At 44.2% G+C, this 24130-nt stretch carries 24 protein-coding genes; 3 read left to right on the top strand and 21 right to left on the bottom strand.

The window, feature by feature from the left end; genetic code table 11:
* Positions 1-5 precede the first annotated feature (5 nt).
* The 13 genes from HMPREF1207_RS29405 to HMPREF1207_RS23360 form a co-directional block, all read right to left on the bottom strand.
* On the bottom strand, positions 6-158 hold the full coding sequence (locus HMPREF1207_RS29405; protein ID WP_009674352.1) for a hypothetical protein: 153 nt from the start codon (positions 156-158) through the stop codon (positions 6-8).
* A gap of 614 nt (positions 159-772) precedes the next feature.
* Entirely contained in the window at positions 773-1714 is a 942-nt protein-coding gene (locus HMPREF1207_RS23415; RefSeq protein ID WP_009674325.1) for a hypothetical protein, read from the bottom strand.
* 69 nt (positions 1715-1783) lie between these two features.
* Positions 1784-3472, bottom strand: a complete 1689-nt coding sequence (locus HMPREF1207_RS23410) for a hypothetical protein (RefSeq protein ID WP_016424026.1) — start codon at positions 3470-3472, stop codon at positions 1784-1786.
* A 42-nt stretch (positions 3473-3514) separates the two neighbouring features.
* Entirely contained in the window at positions 3515-4609 is a 1095-nt protein-coding gene (locus HMPREF1207_RS23405; protein WP_016424025.1) for a DUF4297 domain-containing protein, read from the bottom strand.
* A gap of 348 nt (positions 4610-4957) precedes the next feature.
* On the bottom strand, positions 4958-5431 hold the full coding sequence (locus tag HMPREF1207_RS23400) for a hypothetical protein (protein WP_016424024.1): 474 nt from the start codon (positions 5429-5431) through the stop codon (positions 4958-4960).
* A gap of 693 nt (positions 5432-6124) precedes the next feature.
* The gene (locus tag HMPREF1207_RS23395; RefSeq protein WP_009671956.1) at positions 6125-7723 is read right to left on the bottom strand and encodes a basic secretory protein-like protein; all 1599 of its coding nucleotides are present in this window, start codon (positions 7721-7723) and stop codon (positions 6125-6127) included.
* Between the two features lie 123 nt (positions 7724-7846).
* On the bottom strand, positions 7847-8206 hold the full coding sequence (locus HMPREF1207_RS23390; protein WP_009671949.1) for a GIY-YIG nuclease family protein: 360 nt from the start codon (positions 8204-8206) through the stop codon (positions 7847-7849).
* 39 nt (positions 8207-8245) lie between these two features.
* Positions 8246-9073 (bottom strand): vWA domain-containing protein, encoded by an 828-nt coding sequence (locus HMPREF1207_RS23385; protein ID WP_016424023.1) that lies wholly within the window; start codon positions 9071-9073, stop codon positions 8246-8248.
* Positions 9074-9351: 278 nt separating this feature from the next.
* The gene (locus HMPREF1207_RS23380; protein WP_016424022.1) at positions 9352-10455 is read right to left on the bottom strand and encodes an AAA family ATPase; all 1104 of its coding nucleotides are present in this window, start codon (positions 10453-10455) and stop codon (positions 9352-9354) included.
* 24 nt (positions 10456-10479) lie between these two features.
* Positions 10480-10959 (bottom strand): DUF6530 family protein, encoded by a 480-nt coding sequence (locus HMPREF1207_RS23375; RefSeq protein WP_009671971.1) that lies wholly within the window; start codon positions 10957-10959, stop codon positions 10480-10482.
* 221 nt (positions 10960-11180) lie between these two features.
* Positions 11181-11975, bottom strand: coding sequence for a hypothetical protein (locus HMPREF1207_RS23370; protein WP_036740536.1), 795 nt, complete (start codon positions 11973-11975; stop codon positions 11181-11183).
* A gap of 199 nt (positions 11976-12174) precedes the next feature.
* Entirely contained in the window at positions 12175-13344 is a 1170-nt protein-coding gene (locus tag HMPREF1207_RS23365; RefSeq protein WP_009671962.1) for a serine hydrolase domain-containing protein, read from the bottom strand.
* A 90-nt stretch (positions 13345-13434) separates the two neighbouring features.
* Positions 13435-13869 (bottom strand): GNAT family N-acetyltransferase, encoded by a 435-nt coding sequence (locus tag HMPREF1207_RS23360; protein WP_009671959.1) that lies wholly within the window; start codon positions 13867-13869, stop codon positions 13435-13437.
* An 80-nt stretch (positions 13870-13949) separates the two neighbouring features.
* On the opposite strand from HMPREF1207_RS23360, the gene HMPREF1207_RS23355 reads away from it, so the two are divergent.
* Positions 13950-14405 (top strand): SMI1/KNR4 family protein, encoded by a 456-nt coding sequence (locus HMPREF1207_RS23355; RefSeq protein WP_016424021.1) that lies wholly within the window; start codon positions 13950-13952, stop codon positions 14403-14405.
* A 130-nt stretch (positions 14406-14535) separates the two neighbouring features.
* Here the strand turns inward: HMPREF1207_RS23355 and HMPREF1207_RS23350 are convergent, their stop codons facing one another.
* Positions 14536-15579 (bottom strand): fibronectin type III domain-containing protein, encoded by a 1044-nt coding sequence (locus tag HMPREF1207_RS23350; RefSeq protein ID WP_016424020.1) that lies wholly within the window; start codon positions 15577-15579, stop codon positions 14536-14538.
* 228 nt (positions 15580-15807) lie between these two features.
* Here HMPREF1207_RS23350 and HMPREF1207_RS30615 point away from each other — a divergent pair, with 228 nt between their 5' ends.
* On the top strand, positions 15808-15942 hold the full coding sequence (locus tag HMPREF1207_RS30615; RefSeq protein WP_016424019.1) for a hypothetical protein: 135 nt from the start codon (positions 15808-15810) through the stop codon (positions 15940-15942).
* A 270-nt stretch (positions 15943-16212) separates the two neighbouring features.
* A complete protein-coding gene (locus HMPREF1207_RS23340) occupies positions 16213-17088 on the top strand; it encodes a deoxyribonuclease IV (protein WP_009671964.1) in 876 nt (291 codons plus the stop codon).
* Between the two features lie 134 nt (positions 17089-17222).
* Here the strand turns inward: HMPREF1207_RS23340 and HMPREF1207_RS23335 are convergent, their stop codons facing one another.
* The 7 genes from HMPREF1207_RS23335 to HMPREF1207_RS23305 form a co-directional block, all read right to left on the bottom strand.
* Complete coding sequence (locus HMPREF1207_RS23335) at positions 17223-19043, bottom strand: AraC family transcriptional regulator (RefSeq protein ID WP_009671951.1); 1821 nt, start codon at positions 19041-19043, stop codon at positions 17223-17225.
* 437 nt (positions 19044-19480) lie between these two features.
* A complete protein-coding gene (locus HMPREF1207_RS23330) occupies positions 19481-19894 on the bottom strand; it encodes a hypothetical protein (protein ID WP_009671948.1) in 414 nt (137 codons plus the stop codon).
* Positions 19869-20402 carry a MauE/DoxX family redox-associated membrane protein gene (locus HMPREF1207_RS23325; protein WP_138918128.1) on the bottom strand — a complete coding sequence of 178 codons (534 nt, stop codon included), beginning with the start codon at positions 20400-20402 and terminating at the stop codon, positions 19869-19871. Before HMPREF1207_RS23325 ends, HMPREF1207_RS23330 begins: the two co-directional genes overlap by 26 nt.
* Before the next feature lie 46 nt (positions 20403-20448).
* Entirely contained in the window at positions 20449-20844 is a 396-nt protein-coding gene (locus HMPREF1207_RS23320; RefSeq protein WP_231392130.1) for a hypothetical protein, read from the bottom strand.
* Positions 20845-21151: 307 nt separating this feature from the next.
* A complete protein-coding gene (locus HMPREF1207_RS23315) occupies positions 21152-21607 on the bottom strand; it encodes a TlpA family protein disulfide reductase (RefSeq protein WP_009671947.1) in 456 nt (151 codons plus the stop codon).
* Positions 21608-21632: 25 nt separating this feature from the next.
* Entirely contained in the window at positions 21633-23387 is a 1755-nt protein-coding gene (locus tag HMPREF1207_RS23310; protein ID WP_231392129.1) for an ATP-binding cassette domain-containing protein, read from the bottom strand.
* Between the two features lie 11 nt (positions 23388-23398).
* Positions 23399-23893: a hypothetical protein gene (locus tag HMPREF1207_RS23305; protein WP_016424015.1), complete on the bottom strand. Its 495-nt coding sequence runs from the start codon at positions 23891-23893 to the stop codon at positions 23399-23401.
* Between the last annotated feature and the right edge of the window lie 237 nt (positions 23894-24130).

The following is a 24130-nucleotide window of genomic DNA, read 5'->3' as shown; positions in this document are numbered from 1 at the left end:
AATTTTTAAAGTAAAACTCGTTTTAAAAGTAAAGATTCAATTTCTTTATTAGCATTGCGTTGTCTTTCTTTTGCGGCACCAATTGTCTGTCTGTAACCAATAACTGATAGCAAAACAGAAACAGCAATTCCGATAAATGTTTGAATGTATGCTTCCAAATAAAATCATCTCCTTAAATCATTCCGGTTCTTTCATATAACGTAATATTCACGAAGTTCGGCAATCTACAGAATACAATTAAATAATCGGACTACCGAGACTCAAATTGTACCTATAGACTATGCTCTATTATACAATAAAATGGAAAAATATAACGAACGATATTCTTTACTTCAAAAGAAAAAAGCCTCCGCCAAATCCAACGGCAAAAGCATTTTAAAATTGATTTACACGAACATTTCATCAATGACGGGTAAGTGAGAATCACCTATCCTTTAACCATATTGTCCCTTTAAAAGGTTAATAATAACTTCGTACAATTAAAAATATTTTTCTATCAATTATATTTATCAAGAAAGTAAACAGATCCCTTTAAGTTCTTTGGTATTTTATGAATAACCTTTTCTTTAGCATTTTCAGTAAACAAGCCGCTAATTACAACATAAACAGCTAATGTATTGATCTTCAGCAGACCCGGAATTCTGTATGGTATCATAAATGAATCCAATAGATAGGAATACGGACCTGTTATCGCGCTTTTGTGATTTCAAAGCCCACTACGACCAAGGTAACCAATTTACGAGTCTATCAAGAAAATATGTTAAACAAGTTCTTATAGCATGGATTCTGCTCCAAAATAAGGTTCAGCTTCTAAGTTCAATTTTGAAAGTTTTTTGTGGAGCATCTTTATCAACTCCACTTCTTTTGTTAAAGCTACCCTTAAATCATAGCCGCTCATCAATAAGATGGACTTATCGGGATTCTGTTTTATTAGGTCTATAACATGAGACGACCAACCATTTATCGAAATAAATACTCCCATTGTCTGTTTTCCAGAACGAGATACCTTACCATACAATGAATCTAGTTCTCTAATGCCAGAAACTTGACTTGTCCATTTCATTTCAACAATATAATGCCAGCCATCAAGTTTAAATGCCCCATCAATTTGTTCTCCATTAGCATTGCGTCTAAAAGCTTGTACCACTGTTAACTGTTCCATTAAATCATACGCGTTAAACAGCCTATTTACGATGTCTTCAAGTGTGGTGCCTCTCAATTGAGGATTTTCACTCTTTCCTGAGATACTATCGTACGTTAAAAGGAGAAGTTGAAGCTGCTTAATTAAATCTTTTTCTTTTTGTGCTTTCTTCTCCTTTTCAGCTTTTTTCCTCTCGTGTTCCCTCTCCTTTGCTTCTTTCTCTCCCCAAAGATCCAGTACCCCCAGCACCTCTCTTGCTTTTTGAACGGTAGCACGTGCTACGTACTCATCATCTGCTAAATGAAACTGATTCCACTCAGAAGCTGTTTTGATAATGGAACGCATTATCTTTTTATAGTTCGCATGATTTTCAATTGCAGTAATTATTTTAGATGCTATTTCTCTCTTAGTGAGCCATTTCCCAGAACCGTTCTTTTGCTTTGTTAGCGACTGAAAGTAGTTCTTGTTAATACCCGCAGGTTTAAGGATTAGTTCATACATAGTGCTTTTTATATGAACAAGCGTTGCAATTATTTCAGTCACAAGTTTTTTTGTATCGGTTGACTGATACATTATAAGTTTCACCCACGTCCCACATTAAAAATAATAGTGACCCCGTAAAATGAGTCACTACAGAAGCAATTATGAAATAAAACTTAATAATTCATTTATCTCATGGGAAACTTCTTCAAAGTCTTCTTCTTGAAGAAAATGATACTTTTCATTTAACTCTATTATTTCCCCTTCGAATTGTCGGTCCCCAAACTCTACTGTACCTAAGATAAGTTGAGAATTCAACGGCTGCTTTGTAATAATAAAATCCTTAATCATATCCCAATGTGACCTATCTTGCTCTTGTTGATTTGGTGAGTCTAGAATGATTGGACAGAACGTAGAAGTTGAGTATTTATTAATAACACCCAACAGACTATAATAATACGCAAGATAAGCTCTAGGCGCACCACTTCCAGTGTCAGTAACTTTTGAAATTATCGTTTTATATGATTTTTCTGGAACGGTTTCCACACCCAAATCATCTAAATAATCACTCATTAATTCACGATAATACTTTTCAATTTTAGTTTTATGCTTTCTATCCTCATATGATTTCATTTCCTTTTTAAGTTCATTAATGCTTACTTCATTCATTGCGATCTGACTACGAAGTTCATCAAGCTCTTCCTGAACAATAGATTTCAAATTTTTCTTACCTTCATTCTGTATTATGTCTTTTAAATGCACTTCTCCTTGTTTATTTTCCATGAGGCTAAGAATGCGTTCAGACTCGACTGCGTGTTCTTCATACAATTCATACTCAATTTTAATCTTGGACTCTAGTTCACGTAATCCCATTTTCAATTCCTCTAACAAATCATGGCACCGGTCTTCATCTTTTGCAATAGAGAATCGTTCTACAAATGAATTGGAATACACAGCACCACATGTCGGACAATCAATTTTTTCATCTGGAATGGAAAGAGCAAACTTATAGTCATCATTCAGTTCATGTATTGATTTCTCTAACAGCTTAATATGTTTTTGAAAATGTATTTTCTCATTATTGAGGTCAACGATATTTCGTTTCAATACTTCTCCCTTTACTTTTAATTGCTCATACTGTTCCAATAACTCGTCAACTTCTTTTTTAAAATTATTCAAGTCAGCATCCAATATCATTTGTCCCATCTGTTCATTTAATTTGCTCATAACGTTTATGGATACCTTCATTTGTGATTCTAATTGACGATTGCTATCCTTAATGATTTCAATTTGCCCTTTTGCATGATAGTATTCATTGGGCTTGATACCTGTATGAAAATGTAACATGCTTGCTTTCCATTGCCCTTTTAGCTGTGTTAGACGAGCAAAAGAGGAAAGTGGATTATACCAACTATCCTGGTCCAAGTAGAACGGTAAAAAGAAATAAGCTGGTGGAGGCGTAATAAGTCTATTCTCTTTATTTGCCAGCTCAATATTATATTTCAATAAATTGGATAGGAATGGACCCAAACCGTCAGTAATTTTATCAAATGTCCCAATACATTCTTTTACACTGTTGTATACTGCAAAAAAGGTCTTTCTACGTAATATGAAATATTCAATATCATCAACAGAAAAAGTCAATAAACAAATTGGCTCAGCCCCCATCCATTTAGGATGCATCACATTGGGTGTAGCGCCTAATGTATAATAAATACTTTTGATCAACGATGATTTACCGACATGGTTCTCACCCTTGATGAGATTCATTTTGGGATGAAATTTTATTATTCTTGCTCTTTGCTCGTTTCTTGAGAGTATTTTGATTTCCTTGAAGATTAATCTTTGCATAGTTCTGTTCCCTCAAATTCCGAATTAGTTTTTTATACTCTTTCATGAGCGGCAATACTCCAGTAATGTTATGGCTTTAATTAGATATTCATCTAACATACTTTTTGGTTCTCGCTGTTTATACTCGGCATACACAGACTCCACTAAATCTTGATATAATTGTATTGTAGGTAGTTCTTCTTTTACTTTTAGGACCTCTCGTATGACAAGCTGTTGAGATTGAAAGTATTCATTGGTTACATCCATCTGAACGATTTCAAGTTCTTTCCATGCAGCTTTCAATTTCATTATCTTTTTAAAATCAACTTTATCAGCGTTTAGCCGTTTCGAAATTTCTTCCCACGTTTGTTCAAGTTCATCATCAATGTCGAAATAGTTCAACATTTCTTGAAATTGAGAACGACTAATCCCTTTATGCTTCTTTACTTCATCGAAGTCTGAAACGCTCCACTCATAATCATTTTTTCGTTTTACTTCCCCAAAAATTGTATTATAAATTAAACTCAATCGAAACTTACCGTTCTTGGGATTCATAGACTCTAAGAATTCGTGAAGTTTACCTTTCATGTAAGTTTCTCGGTCTTTAATATTTAAATCAGTAACTTCTAGAAATGTGATTTCCACGAAATCAGGTTCTTCTTGCAAAGAGTGTTCCGTTTTAATTGCCGTAATGATTTTGTTCAAGTCTTTCTGCTCAATGTCCGTAAAACATATTGATTTTTTGTCTGTGCTTTTTCCAACATGATTCTGCAAGCTTATCTCGAAACAAGCATTAGAAACCAAAGTGAGTGACAAAGTATGATTGGGGAAGGTCAATTTACAGTCATATAATTTACCTATAATCGATGGTAATAGGCCTTTCTTCCCTTTTTTCGTCTTTACGATATCATTTAGCTTCCAAACCCCGTTATCTTTCGTTTTTAATTGAAAGAAAGCTGCTGATTGGGGATCACGCTCTGAATCCAAAACCATTACATCGTCATGATAGTCTAGAACAAGAAGATAATCGTCCTTACATTGATGCAATTCGAAAAGCTTTAATATTGCCCAATCCTTCTGAAAATCAAAGCGGTTAGCAGAACGTGAACCACTCGTTTCTCTTGGCTTCTTCTGTACGACTAAATCTCTTAGCAACAATGCATCATCCTCTTCAGATTCTATATAAAATGAGTTCTCATTATTTGAGTATTGATTAAACTTAATAAAATTATATACAAACCCCAAATTATTGAATGCTTCTTAAGCTCTTTCGTACCAGTTCAATAGGATTATGTATTAAATCCTTCCTTATTATTTTATATGATGAAAGTCAATAACCATATATGGGACTCCAGCATCAATAGTATGATCATATGTATACAAATGGTCACTGTTATTTACACACTTCCCGAGCTTTCTTTTAAACTTCTCGTCATTATAAATATAAACTCTACCATCACAGATGGGAAAAATTCCATATTTTCTCACTTTGTAGACTTCGCCCCTTTATACTTCAAACAAAATCGGTTTTTTGTCTCTATATACGATCCCATTTTTCCTTAGTTCTTTAAACTTTTCTCGGGAGTCAAAAGCATATGCAAATAATCCTAGCGTACTCATTAATAAAAGTACTGTATAGTTTGACTTAGTAAGCAGATAGTCTGTAATTGTTACAACCGCTGATACAACTGACAAAATTCCACAAATTTCAAATTTTTGTTTGAATCCATTAACCCCTCCAATAACCTTTCTATCCAATTGTTCAGTACATTCAACAATTAATTCGTCAGTTGATCTATTAACATTAAAATTATCAATATAAATTTGTTGTTTGCTATTGTTTCCTAAACCAATATTAATATTGTTTTTTCCGGCGTTAATTGAATTGTTTTCAAAACTTCGATTATTATTAGGCTCAGCGCAAAATGGGCAGTAAAGATGCTCTTGTTCAACATTTTGATTACATTTAACACATTTCATAAAATCACCTCAAAGTAAATATCTGAATCTACATTCCTAATTCAAAGTTGCATGTACTATACGGATTGCATTAATACAGACACATTACTCATTTATCTTCGTTAAAGGCAATCCTTCAAGGAAATCATACCACATAGCTATTGATAATTTGTAGAATATTGTAAAATTCAAGTTTGTAATCTGTTCTTATAAAAACCATCCCCGAAGCGAGACATTCATTACTGAAACAAGATAAATACTTTTATTTACTACTGCCATATTGCTTAAATCCTTCAATGCTTTTTCCAATTTCTGAATCTACCTTGAATGTAATGATTTCCTCCCCAAACACTTGTTTCGTGATCATATCCTCTCATTCGATTCATGTAATTTGTCCAGTGCCCGCTGTCCTTGATGATCGCTTGAGTATCATTTGTGCCTACTACCATGCAACTCAATCTCATGTAAAATGTTTGGGTCTCATAGTTAATCAGATCCAGAACATTGAAAAAATCAACGTCTATTGCTTTGTCACATTTTCTCCATCTTTACCCATTTTTTAATGGTAATAACATAATGCACTCTAATACTATATGAACCCCTAACCTCCTTTTCATAAAAACCAAAAAAGAACGCAAACCTCGGAAATACATCCGAAAATTCACGTTCTTCAAAAAAAAATCATCTCAGTTCAATCATCATTAACTTTCACCACTAATCAGTCAACGTCGCCTGATATTGGCTCCAAAGCGTGTTCACGTCTGTTCCGGTAATCACTTTAAATTGGCGTTCTTTCCACAACTGAATTTCATTGGCATTCCCGATGATGTTGTAAGGGATCGGAGCCGCGTTCAGTTCGCGGATGAAGCCGCGTTTCTTCGTGTCTTCAATCCAGCGAAGGAAGTTCGCCGTGCCTTTCGTCTGCCAGGTTCCACCCTTGGTGGCGCTATACCGGTCATGGTAGCCTGCTTCAAAGCGCAAGCTGTCGGCTATCGCTTCCACATCAAAGTTGCTGTACTGATAAACATGACCTATCTCATGATAAAGGATGCCGATGATTTCTTCGCGAAGCGATTTGGAAGGGCTGGCTACGAATTTTTTCAGATACTGGGAACTGAAACCGACCGTTTTCTGCGTAGAGTCTCCCGATGTCCAAGCCACTCCGGGAACATCTTCAATGGTCACTAAGATTTTTTTGACGTCAACAGGGGCATCTGCGGGATTACTGTATAACAGTTCGTGTACCTTACGTGCGACCGCTAATATTTCTTTCTCGGCATTAGGAAGGGCTTTGGTGAATAAGCTGCCGTTGCCTGATGAATCCAGGTTGTTTACTTCGATGACCGGGTTGACGGCATGCCCGATATCATTGGTACGCGAAAAATCTACCTCACCCAATTGTATGGAGTTTCCGCTGTGATTTTTTATATTGTTGAGCCTATAATATTGAAAGGCCTTGGTATTGTTCGTTAGAAGGTAATGCTTGCGCTGATGCCGAACGTTGAAGTTCTCATCGCTTTTCGTGTCTATACCGGTCCAGGTCTTGTCATCGTTGGAGCCTTGAAGAACCCAGCTTTTGGGATCGCGTTCGGGTCTGTCATTAGCTGCCGTAAGCGCATAGCCATCAAGCGTCACCTGTTCGCCGAAGTCGAACTTAAGCCATGCGGTATCGTCTTTAATCAGCCACTTGGTCACGCTTGTTCCATCCACCAGGTGCTCTTTGATGTTGGTAGGCGTATGTTCTCCGCTGGCCGTAACGGTGGGTTTGGTCGTACTCCATGTCTTTGCGCAGCCGTCGAATAATTTGATTTCAGACAGCTGCAGAATACCGCTTCCGTTCTGATTATTAAAGTCATCGAATTTCACGAATTTATAAGCGGTCTGATTGGTAAATGAGTAAGTTTTGGTTTGGTGCCGGGAGGTAAAGTTTTGATTCTGCCGTGTGTCCAGTTGAGTCCAGTTAGATCCGTCATTAGAGCCTTTTAACACCCAGCTTTTCGGGTCTCTGTAAGGTTCGTCCTCCGCGGAAGTAATGGTGTATGAGGTCACGACTTTTGCAGCGGGAAATTCATATTGCAGCCAGGCCGGACTGCTGAATGTCAACCATTTTGAAAAAACATCCTGGTCGAACGCTTTATCTTTCCCTTGGTGCGGCGCATATTCTCCGCTGGCCGTTACTTTGCCGCCTAAAGCCAAATTGGTCGGTATAGCGATCGAAGTCGGTTGTGCTGCTGCCGCAGATGGAAGGTGTACACTGCTGCTGAAGGCTATCCCTACGGCGGCCGCGAAAATAAGAGCTTTAAATTTCCTCACGTTTCGTCCTCTCCTCTATCCTTTTATTTGGTATTTACTAACAAAATATACTATAAAAGGATATACTTCTCACATAGCAAGAATTAAGGAAAGTTTTAAGAGGATATAAAAAAGTTCCTATTATCACTCTTCAGGCGGCTTATTATATCCCCTGTCCCCATAAGGCTCCAGCTTCTCCAGCCACCGCTTTTTCAGTTGCTTCCGCTCCCAGCGTATATCTGTAATTTCTGAAGCCTCTTTCTGCTCCAGCACCTCGAAAGCGAAGTTTTCCGCCCCCAGTTCCTTCCAGTCCTTCTGAAGCTGCAAATTGGCAAACCTGCCCATGTCCAGCTGGGCCTGCAGCGTGATCCATTTGTTTTTCAGATTGGGATAGGTGTCTACGTATATTTTACCGTTGGTCTTGTTGAGAATTTGAATAGCGCCCATGTAGGTCTTCACCTGCTTATACTCTTCCAAAAGCTCCTTGCGCTTGGTTTTATCCATGTCTTGCTCTCCTTTCGCCTCTATCTAATCAATACACCTTTACAAATACCGGGCGATAATCCGGACTAGCTTAGCCGGCAAATCTGGCAGATTCGTGATATCCAAAAATCTCTCGCTGCCATAGATCTGATGAATGACATCCTTGTCCTGGCCTATCGCGGCTGCTAGGAAGGTGATTCCTTTACGTTCATATTCGGCCATGGTCTGCTGCATGTCCCGGATGGCGTAGGTTCCGGTATAATTCTCCATGGCTTTGGGCTGCCCGTCGCTTATGCTGATGAGCAATTTGGTCTGCTGCGGGGAGGCGGCTAACCGGTCTGCCATTATACGAAGAGCCATCCCATCGCGGTTGTTGCTTCTGGCGCGAATTCCCGTCAGTCTGTACCGGTCGTTGGGATCGGTTTTGTCCAAATCGGTATAGGCGTAAATCGACATTTGTTCCAGCCTGGAAGCATCCGCCGTATCCCCGTAGATCAAGACGGGTATCCGGCAGATTTGGCAGAACTCATAGACGGCTATCACCGCACGCTTTGCGGCTTCCAGCCTCCCGAAAGCGGACATGGATGCCGATTCGTCCACCCTTAGACCGACCACAAGAGAAGGAGAATCGGTTGGAGGAAGTTTTTTGGCAAAATTCCTGAAATCCCGGTACGCAATGCTGTCCGCCTGAAATTTGCTGCCGTAATATTGATGCCTCGCAAATTCCGAAGAAGTCTCATGTTCCAGCAGCGGAAGTGTTTTTCTGGCAATCTCCCGGACGACAGGCATAAGTTCCTCACTTAAACGGGCATATTCCCGTTCGGAATCGTTATCGTAATCCGGACGGTGAACGATAAGCTTCACTTTGTTATGAATGGAACCGGACACGACCTCCCGGGCGTCGCGATTCAGCTTTTTGCGGTAATCCCGTTCCTTTTGCCTGGCTTCCTTAGACTTTGTTTCAAGATTGGCCTGATGATACTTCGGAGCCCCATCCTCTTCCCTGTCTGAAAATTCCGTGGTGGTGGAGTCATCTGAAACCTCGGACGTATTTTCGTCACTATCGGCAGATTTTTTTAAAACGATCCCTGGTTCTTCAAGCTCATCGTCCCGTTCAAATTCCGTGCTGCCAATCGTTCCCTCTGTTTTTAGCTCCGCTTCGTCCGTTATTCTTTTTTTTTTGCTTCGGCATCGACTTGGTCCAGCCCGTTCAGCAGCCCCCGGCTTTTCAACGCTTCTTCCAATAGGTGGATCTCTTCGGAATCGGTGGTTATCTTGTAGATGACTTTGTGGTATAGGGATTCTTTAGCCGAAGCGCCGTCGGCCACAGCATCCGCCCAGTAGAAGAAGGAACGCATGCCCGCCACACCTTTAATCGCGTTGACCCGGGCCGTTTTGTCCAGTAGGATAATGATCTCCGCTAAAATATCCAGTACCTTCTCATTCTTGTAACCGGTCTTAGACATGGCCCGTTCTACCATGATTTCTTTGGTCGGCAGGTCCATCTTTTCCGAATGCTGCACTCTGTCGCGCAGGGCTTCGTTTAACGGTCTTGTTCCCGCATAACTACGGTTGGTTGTGATGACCGCGACGAAATCCGGGTGTCTGCGAATGATTTCCGTAGGAAGGTTAATGCTGCCATCCAGCTCTAAGGCGGAGTTGAGCGCCATGAGCACCGCGGCGTCCCGGATAACGGTCGGTTCCTGAATTTCGAGAAGATAGCCGCTTCGATAGGCTCTGACGATTTCGGAAGGGTAAAACCGGTACTCCACCACATCGTTAGGGGAGTTTTGCTCCATCTTGTTCAGCAACTGCTTCATCGTTACGGCAGCCTGTTCCCGGGTAACTCCCAGCACGTTCATTACGAGTTCAGCCGCGCTTTGAAAACCGTCGCTGTCATATAAGGCCTTCAAAACGGTTTGCTCCGCCGGCTCCATGTTCTCAACTCGATCCGGTGTAATAACCGGCAATATGGCCCCGATAATATCGGATTTATCCATATCGGCAAAACAGGTCACTTTCGTATAAGGCAGCCCCAAATCAGCCGACAAGGCTTTGGCAAGCTGGGTTTTGCCGGAACCTGCGTCTCCCTCAAGCAGAACATTCGCGATTTTCATTTCCCCGCGATTCCAGTTGCGCTTGATTTCTTTGCAAATACGAATTTCCTCTTCGCTGACCTTGTGAGAGGCCGGCTTTTTCCAAACCAGTGCTTGTTCCGCATCCGTCAGCTGCCTGTCGGGAGACACGTAATAATCCTGGTTGACGTTCATCGCTTTTCACCTCTTTAAAGGGGGTCAATACCCCATTTCCTCCAACAGCCGGGATAACACGCGAAGCCGTTCCCCGATCATTTCGCCATCCTCGCTGAGAGCCTGGGCAAACAGCTTAATATCTTGATCCAGCATGGGGTTGTCTTCGCAAACGGACACACTCATCGCATCCCCCTGCAGCCCGATACGGTCGATCATGGGGTTCTCGGGATCGTACAATTTCGGAAACCGGTAGGCATCCTGAAAATATAAGCTGCTTCTGCAAATCATAATGGCAAGGTCAAGAACACGGTGCATAGGAAGCTCCTCTGACTGTCTGGACCACTTCTCCCCCGTGTGTCTCCATACTTTGGCCGATATATCGACTTTTCCTCTATCGTTCCATTGGGCCAGCCCCAGGGACAATCCTTTGGCGTCCGTGTTCCGGGCGAGGCGTCCGTCGACCTGCTCGTAATTTTCCGATACGATGACCGGCTTATGTTTTAACGTTGTCGGGATTTTCATGGTTAACACGCTCCAATTAAGTTTCGTTAAATTGTGGATTTACTGATTTACTAATTTACTGATTTACTAATTTACTGATTTACTAATTTACTAAATATAAAGTCATCATACTCCTCTTTCCAAGGTCTGTCAATCGGGGCTAATTGTTCACAAACAAAGGACCACTAAACCTGTCGGTTCAGCGGTCCTATAGGATTTGGATTAAAGTGAGCAATCTTTCCTTACAAAAACGCCCCGAAATAAAACTCCAACGCTTCCCGCGAATAACGGTCATCCCCCTGCCAGCCCGCCACGGAATTAAAGTCATGATCTCCGCCGCGACGCCTGCGCGGTGTGTCCCCTTGCACCAGCAATCCGGCATATCCCCATATTTCCATCGCCACATCCCGTTCATTTTTGCTCGAAGGGAGTACATCCTTCCAACGCTTCTCCAGCTTTCGGGCACTATCGTGATCCTCACATTCCTGAATCGCTTCGGTCATTTTGTGAAGGATAGCCCTATCCTCCGGGGTTACGTCGAAGGCTTCCTCTTTGCTGAACAATTCGAGGTCCAGCCAGCAGTAAAGAAGCCAGTTCAAACGAATCCCTCCCCATTTGATCCGCTCGAAATTCAGCACGTTCAGATCCGCATTTGCATATTCGCGGTCCGACATTAGCCCGTGGTGGTTGCAGTCCCCGCAGCTGCTGTAATTAGCCCGCACTGCCCTGCGCTCTCCATACGTATGGAGGGGCAGCTTAGCTGTCAACGCCCAACTGGAAAGGGCGCTTCGCAAATGAACTTTTTTTGTGGAAAGACTGTGCAGAAAAGCGGCGGCTACTTGTTCCTTCGTTATGGTTTGATGAAGATCGTGAAGGCGCTTGATCAGCTCATCATGCTTAACGCTAAGGGGATCGAACATGAGCCCTTTGCTTTTGGCATATTCGAAATCTTCACCGGCAAAGTCTTCCGGCCTGTATTTCCAACCGGTGGCAGACCAAAAAGTGGTGGTCAATATTTTTTTCGCTTTTTTATCTATCGGATTCACGTCCTTTTCCGTTTCTCCATTGCCCCATTCATTTCCTTACATCATACCATGACCTTAAACTACCAGGAAGAAAGAGACACAAAAACCAAGCTGACTCCGCTCTATTAAACGAAGTCAGCTTGGTTCTCTGTTCAACTACATGTGAGAATATAAGCGAACGGATACCTTCTTGTCCGGGCTTCCTTCTCTACTACTTGTCAAATTCGGCTTTGACAATTTTAATAAAAGTTTCATGTTCGATCGCAGCCCCTAAATAGTTGGTACTGACGGCTAACGTATGTTTGCCTCCAAGCGTACCGCCCCCAAAGGTTGCAAATCCGGGGATACCTCCGGTATGTCCCCACACCGTATCCCCGTTTTTCAGGGTGAACGCGTAGATTCCGAGACCGTATCCCGCGAAATCTTTGCGGCCTGTTTCCACGGGGGTGAGCATTTGTTTCAGCTGTTCTTCTTTCAGGAGTTGACCGCCAAGCAGGGCGGAAAAGAACTTGTTCAAGTCTTCGGCGGAAGAAATAATATCCCCGGCCGAGCTGGCGACGCTTGGATTATAGTACGTGACCTCTATCGGCTCTTTTCCAAGCTCGGGCTGGAAATACCCGCGCGCATGTTTGCTGCCCGGGATAACCGTCGAATTGCCCGGAAGGAACGTATCGGTCAGTTCAAGCGGTTCGATGATCCGCTTCTCGATCTCCTCCGCATAGCTTGTACCGGTTACTTTTTCAATAAGCATGCCCAGCAGCACGTACCCCGTATTGGAATACGACCAGCCCTTTCCGGGAGCGAAGTCCGCAGGCATAGCCAGGCCGATTTTGACGATTTCTTCAGGGGTGTAAGACTTTCTGGTTTCCATTAAGTTGATTTTGTCGGATTTCAAGTAATCGGCGATCCCGCTCGTATGGTTCAGGAGCTGCCGCACCGTGATCTGCTTGCCGTCGTAGCCATTTCCCTGGATAACGCCGGGCAGCCATTTGTCAATGGAGTCGTCCAGATTCAGGCGGTTCTCTCCGGCCAGTTGAAGGACGGCCGCAGCGGTGAACGTCTTCGTTACACTGCCGATGCGAAAGCGGTAATTGGTTTCCATCTGCTGCTCGGTTGCCAAATCGGCGATTCCGGCCGAATAGGCCCACCTTTTCCCGTTCTCGTTAGTTTTGACGAGTATACCCGGCAATCCGGTCTTCAGCGCCTCCCGCAAGGCTTTCTTAACGGCACTATGGTTCCCTTTTGCCTGTGCTTCCATAGAAGAAGTTACAGACGCGGCGGCTTCCGCTTTTACGGTTGAGCCCGGCGCAGCGTACATTAGGGAAGTTCCCGTCACGAAGAGAGCCAAGCTGGCGGACACAATCTTATAAGGCATTTTCATACATAAATCAGCTCCCGGATAAGTAATGTCAGGTTTTTCCTGCCCCTTCATCCTATCCGCAGCGCTGTCACACCGGCCACTTACAAGTTGTCATGATTTAGGAGATGACATGGTAAACAGTAGTCTTTTTGTCATGATGATTTCCATAGGTTCGTTTTCCAGCAGCAGACATCCCGCGTCCCGGTACCCCAGCTTTCGGTAAAAATGCTGTGCTTCTTCATTGGCCAAGGTAGATGTCATAACCAGCTTGAACCCGCGTTTTGTCATTTCTTTTTCCCAGAAAAGAACGACTTCCTTTCCGAAACCTCCGCCCCGATACGGTTCGTCGATCCAGAGCATGTTCATAAACGGAGTGTTATCCCAAAAGTATCCGTATCTCATCCAACCGATGTTAACGTTCTCTTCATTCCGCAAGATATAAATTTCCTTGTTTCTAATTTTAGGCAGAATCAGATCCTCTTCAATATGAGGATCGCGATCAAGCAGGTAATCAAAATCCGTTATGGCTGCCGAAACAATTTGCATGGTGTTCTCCTTTGTTATTAATAAGGTATACTTTACCTATCATATAACATACGAGTGTGAAAGAAAGAGGTGCCCAGCCTATGAAAAACAATACTTTGAAAAAAATCGAGCAGCACTATGAAATCGTCTTCCCATCCGATTATTTGAGCTTTCTGCAAAACGCGGAGAAGCAGGGATATAACTTCGTTGAAAACGGCGACGTTACCGATTGGGAAGTCCGATTTTCCGAGCTGGATGAACGCTTTATCGAAACAAACCGGAATCTTGTGGATGATGTGAATCCCGATCCCAAACGGCTTATTCCTTTTGCATGGAGCGTAAGCAGCGGCAACAATTACTTGTTTGATTACCGCACGAACCCTTCCTCCCCTTCCGTTGTTCTAATGGATCACGAGGAAGCGATGGTGCGGGAGGACGCGGAAAGCGAGTCGGAAACGCCCGAAGAGGCGCAGGAGCTGATGGAGCAGAATGTCAGGGAGGCAGCCGGCAGTTTTGCCGAATTCGCTTCCCGCCTGCAAGCTTATACAGCCGAGTAACGCTATTTGTATATCTTTCATGGATTCATTTGATCAATTTTTTAAAATCAAACAACCGCTTCCGGGTGGATACCGGAAACGGCTGCGGCTTAAACTATTAAATAAAGGGTTCTTTATTTAATACGCCAGATCAATACTCATCGACATTGAAGGTCAATATCTTATCGAAAATAATATACTCCGTCCGATTTTTAAAAGGTCCTTTATTCCATGTTTTGACGAATTTATACTTAGCTGGGCCAACTCCTAAATCCTTTCCATCGTACCAGCTTATAAATGCATTGACTTCTAGCATGGATAAGTCATATTCTTTCTCTGTTCCGTTGGTAAGGTATATGGTAAGTATTGCTCTTTCGCCTGATGGGTTTGGATTTGGTTTTTCGTCGGCTTGAGGCGTAGCGGAAGCTTCATTCGAATAACTAGACTCAACGCCATTTAACGTGGCCGTTACTACAAAGTAATAGGTAGTTCCATTTACTAAGTTCGGGATAACATAATGCCCATAAACATCTTTAGTCACGATAACGGTTTGTGTATAATTTCCAGAATTAGTTCCATATCGTATCGTGTATGAATCTGAGTTTCCAACGGCATTCCAACTTAATGTTACCTGACTGTCTCCACCTGTCGCATTTAAATGTAAGGGAGCATTGATATCAACTAACTTGCCGCTGCCATACAAATCAATAGCATCAACTTCTAGTTCTTTTCCTGCGTCATTGTTAATAATTTCGATGTCATGTTTTCCATCTTCCAAAGCAGATTCGTAAACGATAGCTTGATGGACTAATTTCGTCGCAGAATAAGTAGAATATTTGTCAACTACTACGCCGTCAACTTTTACAGTAATGTCAGACGACTGTAATTTATATATGGGGGCAATAAGCCGAAACTTAGTGCCGGTAAATGAAAATGAAATTTTGGCACCTTGGTCCCTACTATAATAATAACCCCCCTGATAAGTTTGCGTTGGTTCCATCGAAGGGACAAATCCCCACGTACCATTGCTTCTTTTTACTAATGGATCTTTATCATCAAACCTAATCCAACCTGTTTCAGGCGTTATCAACTTATCACCCACAGCAGCTGCATAAACACTACTTTGAAAACCAAAAAATAATATCACCGCGCTGAATAATAAAAACCACTTGCCGATTAAAGTGCTCCATCTCATCGTTAAACTCACTCCTTGAAATTGATTCTTTGATTATAATTGTTAAATTTTAGAATTGGCAGTCTTATTATTTATATTTTTCTGTATTATTGTTAAGGATTAAGGGAAAATATTTTTCTATTATATGTATTTTTATTTAATTATTGGTCTTTATCCAACAATTACTTGTTCGATTACCGCACGAACCCTTCCACCCCTTCCGTTGTTCTAATGGATCACGAGGAAGCGATGATGCGCGAGGACGCGGAAAGCGAGTCGGAAACGCCCGAAGAGGCGCAGGAGCTGATGGAGCAGAATGTCAGGGAGGCAGCCGGCAGTTTTGCCGAATTCGCTTCCCGCCTGCAAGCTTATACAGCCGAGTAACTCTATTCCGGGGATAGCCGGCGCATTTCTGTCGCAAAACTCGGCACATTCAGTATTCCGATCAGGTATTGCCGCAATAGGCCACGGAACTTTCCTGGCCTTTTTGGGTTTCCCTGCAACTCCCTCTAAACGCGGGTCCCATCAGCTGATAGACTAGTATTGAACGGTTCTAATTCACATGCCGTCAGGCTGTTCCTTTCAAGCGTAAAGGACACCTGACCGGACGTTCTTTCATTACCAACACAACTTACAGTGACAGGGGGCGAGAACATGTCTCTCCTTATCGGTTCGCATGTCTCCATGAGCGGGACAACGATGCTGCTGCGGGCAAGCGAAGAAGCGGCATCCTACGGCGCAACGACTTTTCTGATTTATACGGGTGCCCCGCAAAATACACGCCGTAAACCTATTGAAGCGTTCAACCTTGAAGCGGGGAAAGCGCATATGAAAGCCCATGGCATTTCGAATATCGTGGTTCACGCCCCTTTTCTCATTAATTTGGGAAATACCGTGAATACGCGGACTTTCGAGCACAGCATCGAGTTTCTGCGTTCTGAGATTCAGCGGACGGAAGCGTTGGGATCGAATCAAATCGTCCTTCACCCGGGTGCACATAGGGGAGCCGGAGCCAAAGCCGGGATTCGGAGAATAATCGAGGGGTTGAATGAGGTTCTGACGGAAAAAAGGGACGTCCAAGTTTCACTCGAAACGATGGCGGGCAAAGGAACGGAATGCGGCCGAACGTTCGAAGAGCTTGCTGAGATCATCGACGGAGTCACCCATAATGAGCGGCTATCCGTCTGCCTCGATACGTGTCATATCCACGATGCCGGATACAATATCGCCGAGGATTTCGACGGAGTTCTGCATGAATTCGATCAAATCGTCGGGCTGGACCGCATTCAGGTCATTCATGTCAATGATTCCAAAAATGAACGGGGCTCCCGCAAGGACCGGCATGAGAACATCGGACACGGTTTCATCGGGCTTAAAGCCCTTGATTATATCGTCCATCACCCCCAGTTCGATCAAGTGCCTAAACTGTTGGAGACACCCTCCATCGGTCCCGTTAAATATAAAAACGCTCCGTACAAACATGAGATCGCTCTGCTGCGCAGAGAGGTTACGGAGCCGATCGTCAAGTAATCAAGACATACGGAAAAGGCGGTACTCTAAAAACGACTTTGTTTCCCTATAGGAAATACCACAGCCTGTACGGGCTGTGGTTTTCTTGTCTGTAAGCAAGATCGGCAAATCCTAATCGCGGACCGTTTGCGTATTCAGTTTACCTGCTTTTCCCCCTTCGCCAGCAGGTTTTCCATAACAAAATCCAACTGCTTGTCCAGCGAATAAATGTCGTTGTAGTACGACAAACCGAAACTCATCTCGGTTAGCCGCCCTTCCTTCACCGCGGGAATTTGATTCCAGACAGGATTTTGGGACAAATCCTCCATCCCTTCGTACGACGAACGGAACACATAATCGCCCGAATATTGATTGAGCACTTCCAACGAAACGTTCTTCGAGCTCGCCGCTTTGCTCACGGCATCGATTTCTTTTTGAAGGACAGCAGGTGCTTTCATGCCTAAATATTCATAGATGACCTGGGAACCGCGGCCGTAGTTTCGTGATGAAATGACGGTCATGCTGCTTTTCCCGCCTTCCATGATGGTAACGGTTTTATCATAAATCCCCGCCTGTTTCAGCTTTTGTTTGCTTTGTTCCACCTTCTTATGGAAGTTGTCCAGCAGTTTGGCGGATTCCTTCTCCTTACCCAGCGCTTCCGCAAGCTTATTCAACCGTTCCTCCATCGTCATCTGTTCATAAGGGAGGTAGACGGTAGGCGCAATTTTGTTCAACATTCCGTAGGTCTCTTCCGAAGGGGCGATAATCAGATCGGGTTCCAGGGCAAGCACGGCTTCCGGACTTGGTTTGAACCATTCGCCGAGCGACCGGACTCCCGACAGTTCCTTTTCAAACGCCGCTCCTTTGTAAACGTCCGATATCCCCACGGGCATCACATCGAAAGCCAGTACATCGCCCAATAAATACAAAACGACGACCCGTTTGGGATTCACGGGAATTTCGACATCGCCTTTGGCGGTGGAAATCATCTTAGTCGCAGGCTTGCTTGGCACAGTCTGACTGCTGTCGGTATTGGCGGCAACAGGAGGCGGACTTGGCGAAGGAAGCGAGTTGCTGTTCGCGGATCCGCTCGTCTTTCCAGTCGAACAGGCACTGAGCAGGATCATCAAGCAAAGCAGCAAAGTGATTGCCGCGGAAGGTCTTCTGCTGTATAACATGGGGAAGTTTAGCTCCTTTTTATATTGAGAATGATTATCATATTCAATATAATTCAGCCTATCTTTTCCCGCAATGTCAAATACGGCCGTATCCGATGGCAAATCGGGACAACTTCTCCTGTTTCTTTTTTCCGTCCGGTAGCGGATCGGCGCAATTCCTACCTGTTTTTTGAACATTTTAGCCAACGAATAACTGTCGGGATACCCGATGCTTTCGGCAATTTCCTGCAATGTCATATCCGTCGCCAGCAGCATTTCCTTCGCTTTGTCCAAGCGGAGCCGGATCATATAATCAATCGGGCTTGTGCCGGTTTTGCGTTTGAACAATCTGGTTAAATGCCGGGGGCTGCTGTCCAGCAGTTCCGCTAATTTCTCTAGGGTAATAGGCTCCGTGTAATTTTCCTGCAGATAGCGGCGGGCTTGCTCCGCGACATCCGCTTTTGCTGCCGGAATGTTGCGTGCGTGAACCTGGGCCAACAATTCATGCACGAACTGGTAAAACAGCGCTTTTACATGAAGCCGCTCCAGATTTCCCTGCGTCACCCATTCCTGATGCATAAGCCGGATTTTGCTCATCAGAGAAAGAGGATGATGCGGCGTAAGGCCATACTGCAGCTGAAACGGATTACAGCCGTCCGCCATCTCAGCCGCTTCTTTTCGTAAAGGGACAGGAAAATACGCTTTGTAATAGAGCAGATAATAGCTGAACGGTTCTTCAACCGCATAAATATCTACGCGGCTGCCTTTGCCCCCATGCAGAACATGAAAACCGCTTATCTGAAAAAGCTCGCCATCCATTCGTACACACGCTCTCCCGCTCACCGTGTACATAAAACAACAGGCCGGCATTATCCATGACCGAAAATCCCCGTCCGAAATCAACGCTATGCAGCGGACGTCCAAGATTTTAACGGAAGCCTGATTCCAAAGGAATAAATGGTTGTCTGCCCGCATCGATTTCACCAACTCCTCGGAACAATGCTGGTTTCATTTTCCGTTTATTATAATTGATAACGGTTCTCATTATCAATTATAAATTTTCCATAAGGCTCGGTCTTCCGGAAGCTTTTGTTGGTATTTCGCAAATGAGGAGGCTTTTTGCCCGGTTTGGCTTTCTGTCGGACAAATGTAAAGCACACTCATTCCTTTACAGGAATTTGCGTGCTTTGTTGTTTGCTCGTCAAGTAGGTGGCTATTCCAACCGCGAATGAGATTATTTTATTTACCTTTACTGCTTACGATGACGTGTACGCCAAATATGCAGCCGCTTCGTCGTAAACGGCGTACTTTCCGCCGCGAGTCACAATAACCCCGCTTTTGCGCGTGGATGCTATCATTCTGGCATCTATCGTCTCGTGTCTCGTCCACTTCTTTTCCCTGGCCGCAATCAGCCAGGACGGAGCATCGATCACCACGATATAGTCGGGACCGTCGGCACTCGTCGAGAGCAGAGAGTCGATCTTTTGGAATGCAGGGTCCTTATAATCCGCGAATAAAATCCTCGTCACGCTTCGCTGCCTGCTCGAAAGTCGTTTGATTTCTCCGATCAATGCGGTTACTTCGTCACGCTCTTTTCGCTTTTGAATGAACAAGAGCAGCACACAAGCCAGAAACCATACCAGATTACATAGGAACAGCAGATTGCTCACGGCGCTTCCTCCTCTTCCTATGGTTCCATGCGGATTGAAGCAGCCCGATTGAAATCGACAGAGCCATTACAAAAAGAAGCGAATTGATCCTGGCGTATCCATCCTGTTCGGGAGCAGGCAGCAGCAAACCCGCCGCCAGCAATCCGATTAGAACGGCATTGCGGTAAACCGGGGATCGATTCAGAAATGCGATCTCTCCGTAACAGGCACAAGTATCGACGCCCGTAAGTTTTGTTTTCCGCCATGAAAAGAAGGCAAACGCGGCAAGCAGAACGATTGCGGCAAGCTCCCTCCACCCTCCGAACAATCCTATGGCAAACGAAAGAAACAGGACGAACTCCACTGACAACACGACCAAAGCCGCTATCGAAACGAGAGAACGGGGAAGTATGCCGTAGGAGTACAACTCGATTCGGAAATTGCGGAACCGGATGGCTTTTATGTAAAACGGCATGAAAAACAGAACCGACATAGTCATATCCAGAACATAGCCTAACCACTGAACCAATGTATGATCACCCATTTCTCTATAGCGCGGCAACTGTAACCGGCATTCAAGAGACTTTTTGTTCTTGCAGACGAATCGTTAACGGGTACCAGGCCGCTTCTTCTCCGTTTATGATACACCGGATGTAAATAATCCCCGGTTCCGTCACGATCAAGTGGAGGGATACATCCTGATCGACTCCGGGAACCTGATCTTCCCCTCTGTAATTACGCAGAACGGTAGCCGGAGTACGATCAATCATTTCGCCCGACGAGTTTGTAATGATTAAAGCGGTATCGACAAATTCATCACGCGGCAAATCAAACAATTTGATCAGGACATGCATTTCTATCACATAGGGCAGCGCCGGAATAGACACTTGATTCAATACCGTGCCTAAGACATGGCCTCCCAGTAAAGTATTGTTCGTAATCTGATCGCAGACGAGTATTTGAGCGTTCAATACACGCAACCCCTTTGAAATGGAATAAAAGAGAAGGGACAATCGCCCTTCTCCTTTGTAGTGCTTAGTAGCAGCAGCCAGCATTGAACGTGCAAACTACTGTTTCCCAGGTGCCGCTAGTGCAGCCAATCGTTTTGGTAGAAGTCAAAATTTTAGGGTATTGAGTACCGTTAGCCGTGCAGTAACCAGTCAAGCAAGCTCTGGACTCAGCCAGAACTTCTCCATCCGGACATTTACAAGCCATTGTATTCACCTCCTTTCATAGGTGGATTGTATCGTCAAGGTGACAGGCACCGTGATACCGCTTTTAAGTCAAATGAATTCCGCTGGTTCGCAGGATCTGTTCAAAATCATCGGCATTGTAGATGACACCTTTGGCCGCTATAATGTCCGACTTGTCGATAAGCATCATAAAAGGCAGCGCAGTAACTTGGAAATAAGCTTCCATATCGCTTTGATCCATCGTGCTCACAGGAAAATCCCAGCCGAAATACTCCTTCATGCTGCGATGGTCCTCTTCGTCTCCGGTAGTGAAGAGACCGAAAGAAAAAGTGGGATGATTCTCCGCGATCGTTTGGAGATGAGGCAGCAGATCTATGCAATGCGTGCAATAAACGGAGGCGAACAGCAGGACTCGAATAGTGCACGATTGATTCCGGGCAGCCCCCATGCCTTCCTTCAAGTAGTCCGGAAGTTCGGGCAGCGAGGCGCCTAAAGGCAGACCGGTATCCGACAAGCGGGACGGTTTGGCAGATGACGTCATGGATATTTCCCTCCTTGTAAGTTCGTTACACATACCACTGTTTCTGCTGATTCCATATCTCGCTGTAGAGACCTTGACGTTCCAGCAGTTCTTCGTGATTTCCGGTCTCGGCAATTCGTCCGCGCTCCATCACGATAATGCGGTCCGCATTACGTGCGACTCCGACCCGATGGGAAATGAGGAGAACGGTTTTGCCTTTAAAGTGGCTCAGAAGTTCATTCATCAAGCGGACTTCGCTAAGCGGGTCCAAGGCGGCGGTCGGTTCATCGAACACGACAAGGTCATCGTCGTCCCGTACGAAAACGCGGGATAAAGCGAGTCTTTGCCATTGTCCTCCCGACAGATTGACGGCACCGTCATCCAGAAACCCCAACCGGCTGTTCAGACCGTGTTTGAAGGCATCGGCCAAACCGACTCTGGCAAGCATCTGTTCGAGTTTCTCCGAATCTTGGATTTCGCCTATATTGCCGGCAGCCACATTTTCTCTTACGTCCGTCATGTACCGGATAAAGTCCTGGAATACAGCACTGCTTTTTTGCCACATCTGAAATCGGTCCAACTTCTTCAAACTGACATCGTCGTAAAAGATCGAGTCTTCTTCCGTTTGATACAGCCCGAGAAGCAGCTTAATGAGCGTCGATTTGCCGGAGCCGTTCTCGCCCAGAATGGCGACAACTTCTCCTTTCTTGATTTCAGCGCTGATCCCGTTTAGAGCGGGCTGATCCTGGTTCGGATACCGGAAAGATAAGTCTTGAATCCGGATGTCCTTTTCGAAAACAAACGGTTTGCTCCGGACGTTTTTCTCGGCACCGACGGCCACCTCGTTGTTCTCTTCAATCACCTTCAGCTTCTCGATGTGCGTGCAGTATTCTTTTAATCTCGAGTAAGAAGTGAACAAGGAACTGATATTGTTTTCCGTCATGCTGAGCGCCATCGTTATGGCCACGTAATCACCGATGCTCAAAGAACCTTTATAAATCAAGTAAGCGGTTATGACCGTAACTGCCGCAGTGTTTAAGATCGAGAGAAGTTCGCCGCGAAAAGTCCGTTGATGATTCAGCTTCTCAAGCTTGATTTGCAGCTCCGCTGACTCCATTTTCTTTTCCAGCCAGCGCTTTCTAAAGTAAGGGAACAACCGGAACAGCATCATTTCTTTCTGGGTCTCGGAATTTGTAAGGAGATCGTAATAATAATGATGGCTCCGCGTGTTCCTCATAAGCTGCTCATCGATTTCAACCCGCCGGCGTACGGCCAGCAGATCGTAAATCCCTCTCCACGTACCGACCAGTAGAGCGAGAATTCCCGTAAGCCAATAAGAATGAAGAAGAAAGAACAAGCTCAAGGATGCGAGTATGATTTGTTTGATCAGGCCGATAGCGATTAGGTATGTATCGTAATATTTATTGTTGCTGTAAGACCAGTAAGAAAAATCGCCTTTGAATCGCGGGTGCTCTTTCTCGATCAAGTCCGTCTTCTCTACAAGGTCGATGAGCTTGCCCTCGCACTGGATGGCAAACATCAGGCTCATCTTACGGCTCTTCAGCTGAGCGTACGCATCCAAAGCCACCCGCGTCAGTTGAAATAAGATTAAAAGCACAATACCGCCCATCAGCAGATAGAAGTTTTTAATCGTCAGCTGATCTACGATTAACTTGCTGAGATAAACGCTTACATTCGCTTGAACAGCCGAGAAGACGTAAGCGAACAAGGAGAAAAGAACGATGATTTTGTTAAACGCGTACACCCTGGAAAAAGCGCTCCATGTCGTCCGAATCGTCATTGCAAGCGATTTCATTTGTCCGGATTCAGATTGTTATAGACCCGGATCAAGGGGGCAGCCGCGCGGTTCAAGTTTGCCATCTTGTCAAAAATATCCGCCCCGACAGCCTGTCCGACTTTGTTGAGCACAATCGCGTAAGGGACCGCATTTACCTGGAGCTGGGTTTGCAGTTTAGCCGTTTCGCACCGGTGAATCCGTACCTCCGGATCGAGCTCCTTGCGCAGATCCTCCACCGACTCCTGGTTTCCTTCGAAAAGGATGCAGTAGTTAAATCCGGGGTGACTGCTCATAAAGGAAATCACGAGATCCATGTTGCAGGCAGAACAGGAGGCGCTCATCAAGAAAACGATCGTCCCGTGTTCGGTATGCCTCATCCAATCAAAGCTTACAGGATTAGATTTGGCCATAAGAATCAGCTTTTCTGGAAAATATTTCCCTAGTTTGTAATGCTCGATCGTTTGTTTTAAGAATCTTCTATGATCTTTTTCCTCTTGTATCGAATGCACTTTCTTCCCTCCCGGTAGAACGGAATGTGGATTCAACTTTTTAGTTCTTTTTACTTTATTTGCTTTACTTGTTTAAATCTTACCTTTTACCCAATTTGAATGTAAGTAGGTTTTGATTGCTTTTTATGGTAATATGATTACTTTTTAATCCTATTCTATATAAATAATCAATTTTATAGGAGATTTCACATAAAAAAGACACTGAACAAATTCAGTGTCTTTTTACTGCCAACTTTC

The organism is Paenibacillus sp. HGH0039 (assembly GCF_000411255.1).
Lineage (GTDB): Bacteria > Bacillota > Bacilli > Paenibacillales > NBRC-103111 > Paenibacillus_F.
This window is presented reverse-complemented; position numbering and strand designations above follow the sequence as displayed.

Coding starts and splice junctions, on each gene's coding strand:
- HMPREF1207_RS23415 (WP_009674325.1), bottom strand. CDS start 1,714: ATGTATCAGTCAACCGATACAAAAAAACTTGTGACTGAAATAATTGCA.
- HMPREF1207_RS23410 (WP_016424026.1), bottom strand. CDS start 3,472: ATGCAAAGATTAATCTTCAAGGAAATCAAAATACTCTCAAGAAACGAG.
- HMPREF1207_RS23400 (WP_016424024.1), bottom strand. CDS start 5,431: ATGAAATGTGTTAAATGTAATCAAAATGTTGAACAAGAGCATCTTTAC.
- HMPREF1207_RS23390 (WP_009671949.1), bottom strand. CDS start 8,206: ATGGATAAAACCAAGCGCAAGGAGCTTTTGGAAGAGTATAAGCAGGTG.
- HMPREF1207_RS23380 (WP_016424022.1), bottom strand. CDS start 10,455: ATGAACGTCAACCAGGATTATTACGTGTCTCCCGACAGGCAGCTGACG.
- HMPREF1207_RS23375 (WP_009671971.1), bottom strand. CDS start 10,959: ATGAAAATCCCGACAACGTTAAAACATAAGCCGGTCATCGTATCGGAA.
- HMPREF1207_RS23365 (WP_009671962.1), bottom strand. CDS start 13,344: ATGAAAATGCCTTATAAGATTGTGTCCGCCAGCTTGGCTCTCTTCGTG.
- HMPREF1207_RS23360 (WP_009671959.1), bottom strand. CDS start 13,869: ATGCAAATTGTTTCGGCAGCCATAACGGATTTTGATTACCTGCTTGAT.
- HMPREF1207_RS23355 (WP_016424021.1), top strand. CDS start 13,950: ATGAAAAACAATACTTTGAAAAAAATCGAGCAGCACTATGAAATCGTC.
- HMPREF1207_RS23350 (WP_016424020.1), bottom strand. CDS start 15,579: ATGAGATGGAGCACTTTAATCGGCAAGTGGTTTTTATTATTCAGCGCG.
- HMPREF1207_RS30615 (WP_016424019.1), top strand. CDS start 15,808: ATGATGCGCGAGGACGCGGAAAGCGAGTCGGAAACGCCCGAAGAGGCG.
- HMPREF1207_RS23340 (WP_009671964.1), top strand. CDS start 16,213: ATGTCTCTCCTTATCGGTTCGCATGTCTCCATGAGCGGGACAACGATG.
- HMPREF1207_RS23335 (WP_009671951.1), bottom strand. CDS start 19,043: ATGGATGGCGAGCTTTTTCAGATAAGCGGTTTTCATGTTCTGCATGGG.
- HMPREF1207_RS23315 (WP_009671947.1), bottom strand. CDS start 21,607: ATGACGTCATCTGCCAAACCGTCCCGCTTGTCGGATACCGGTCTGCCT.
- HMPREF1207_RS23310 (WP_231392129.1), bottom strand. CDS start 23,387: ATGACGATTCGGACGACATGGAGCGCTTTTTCCAGGGTGTACGCGTTT.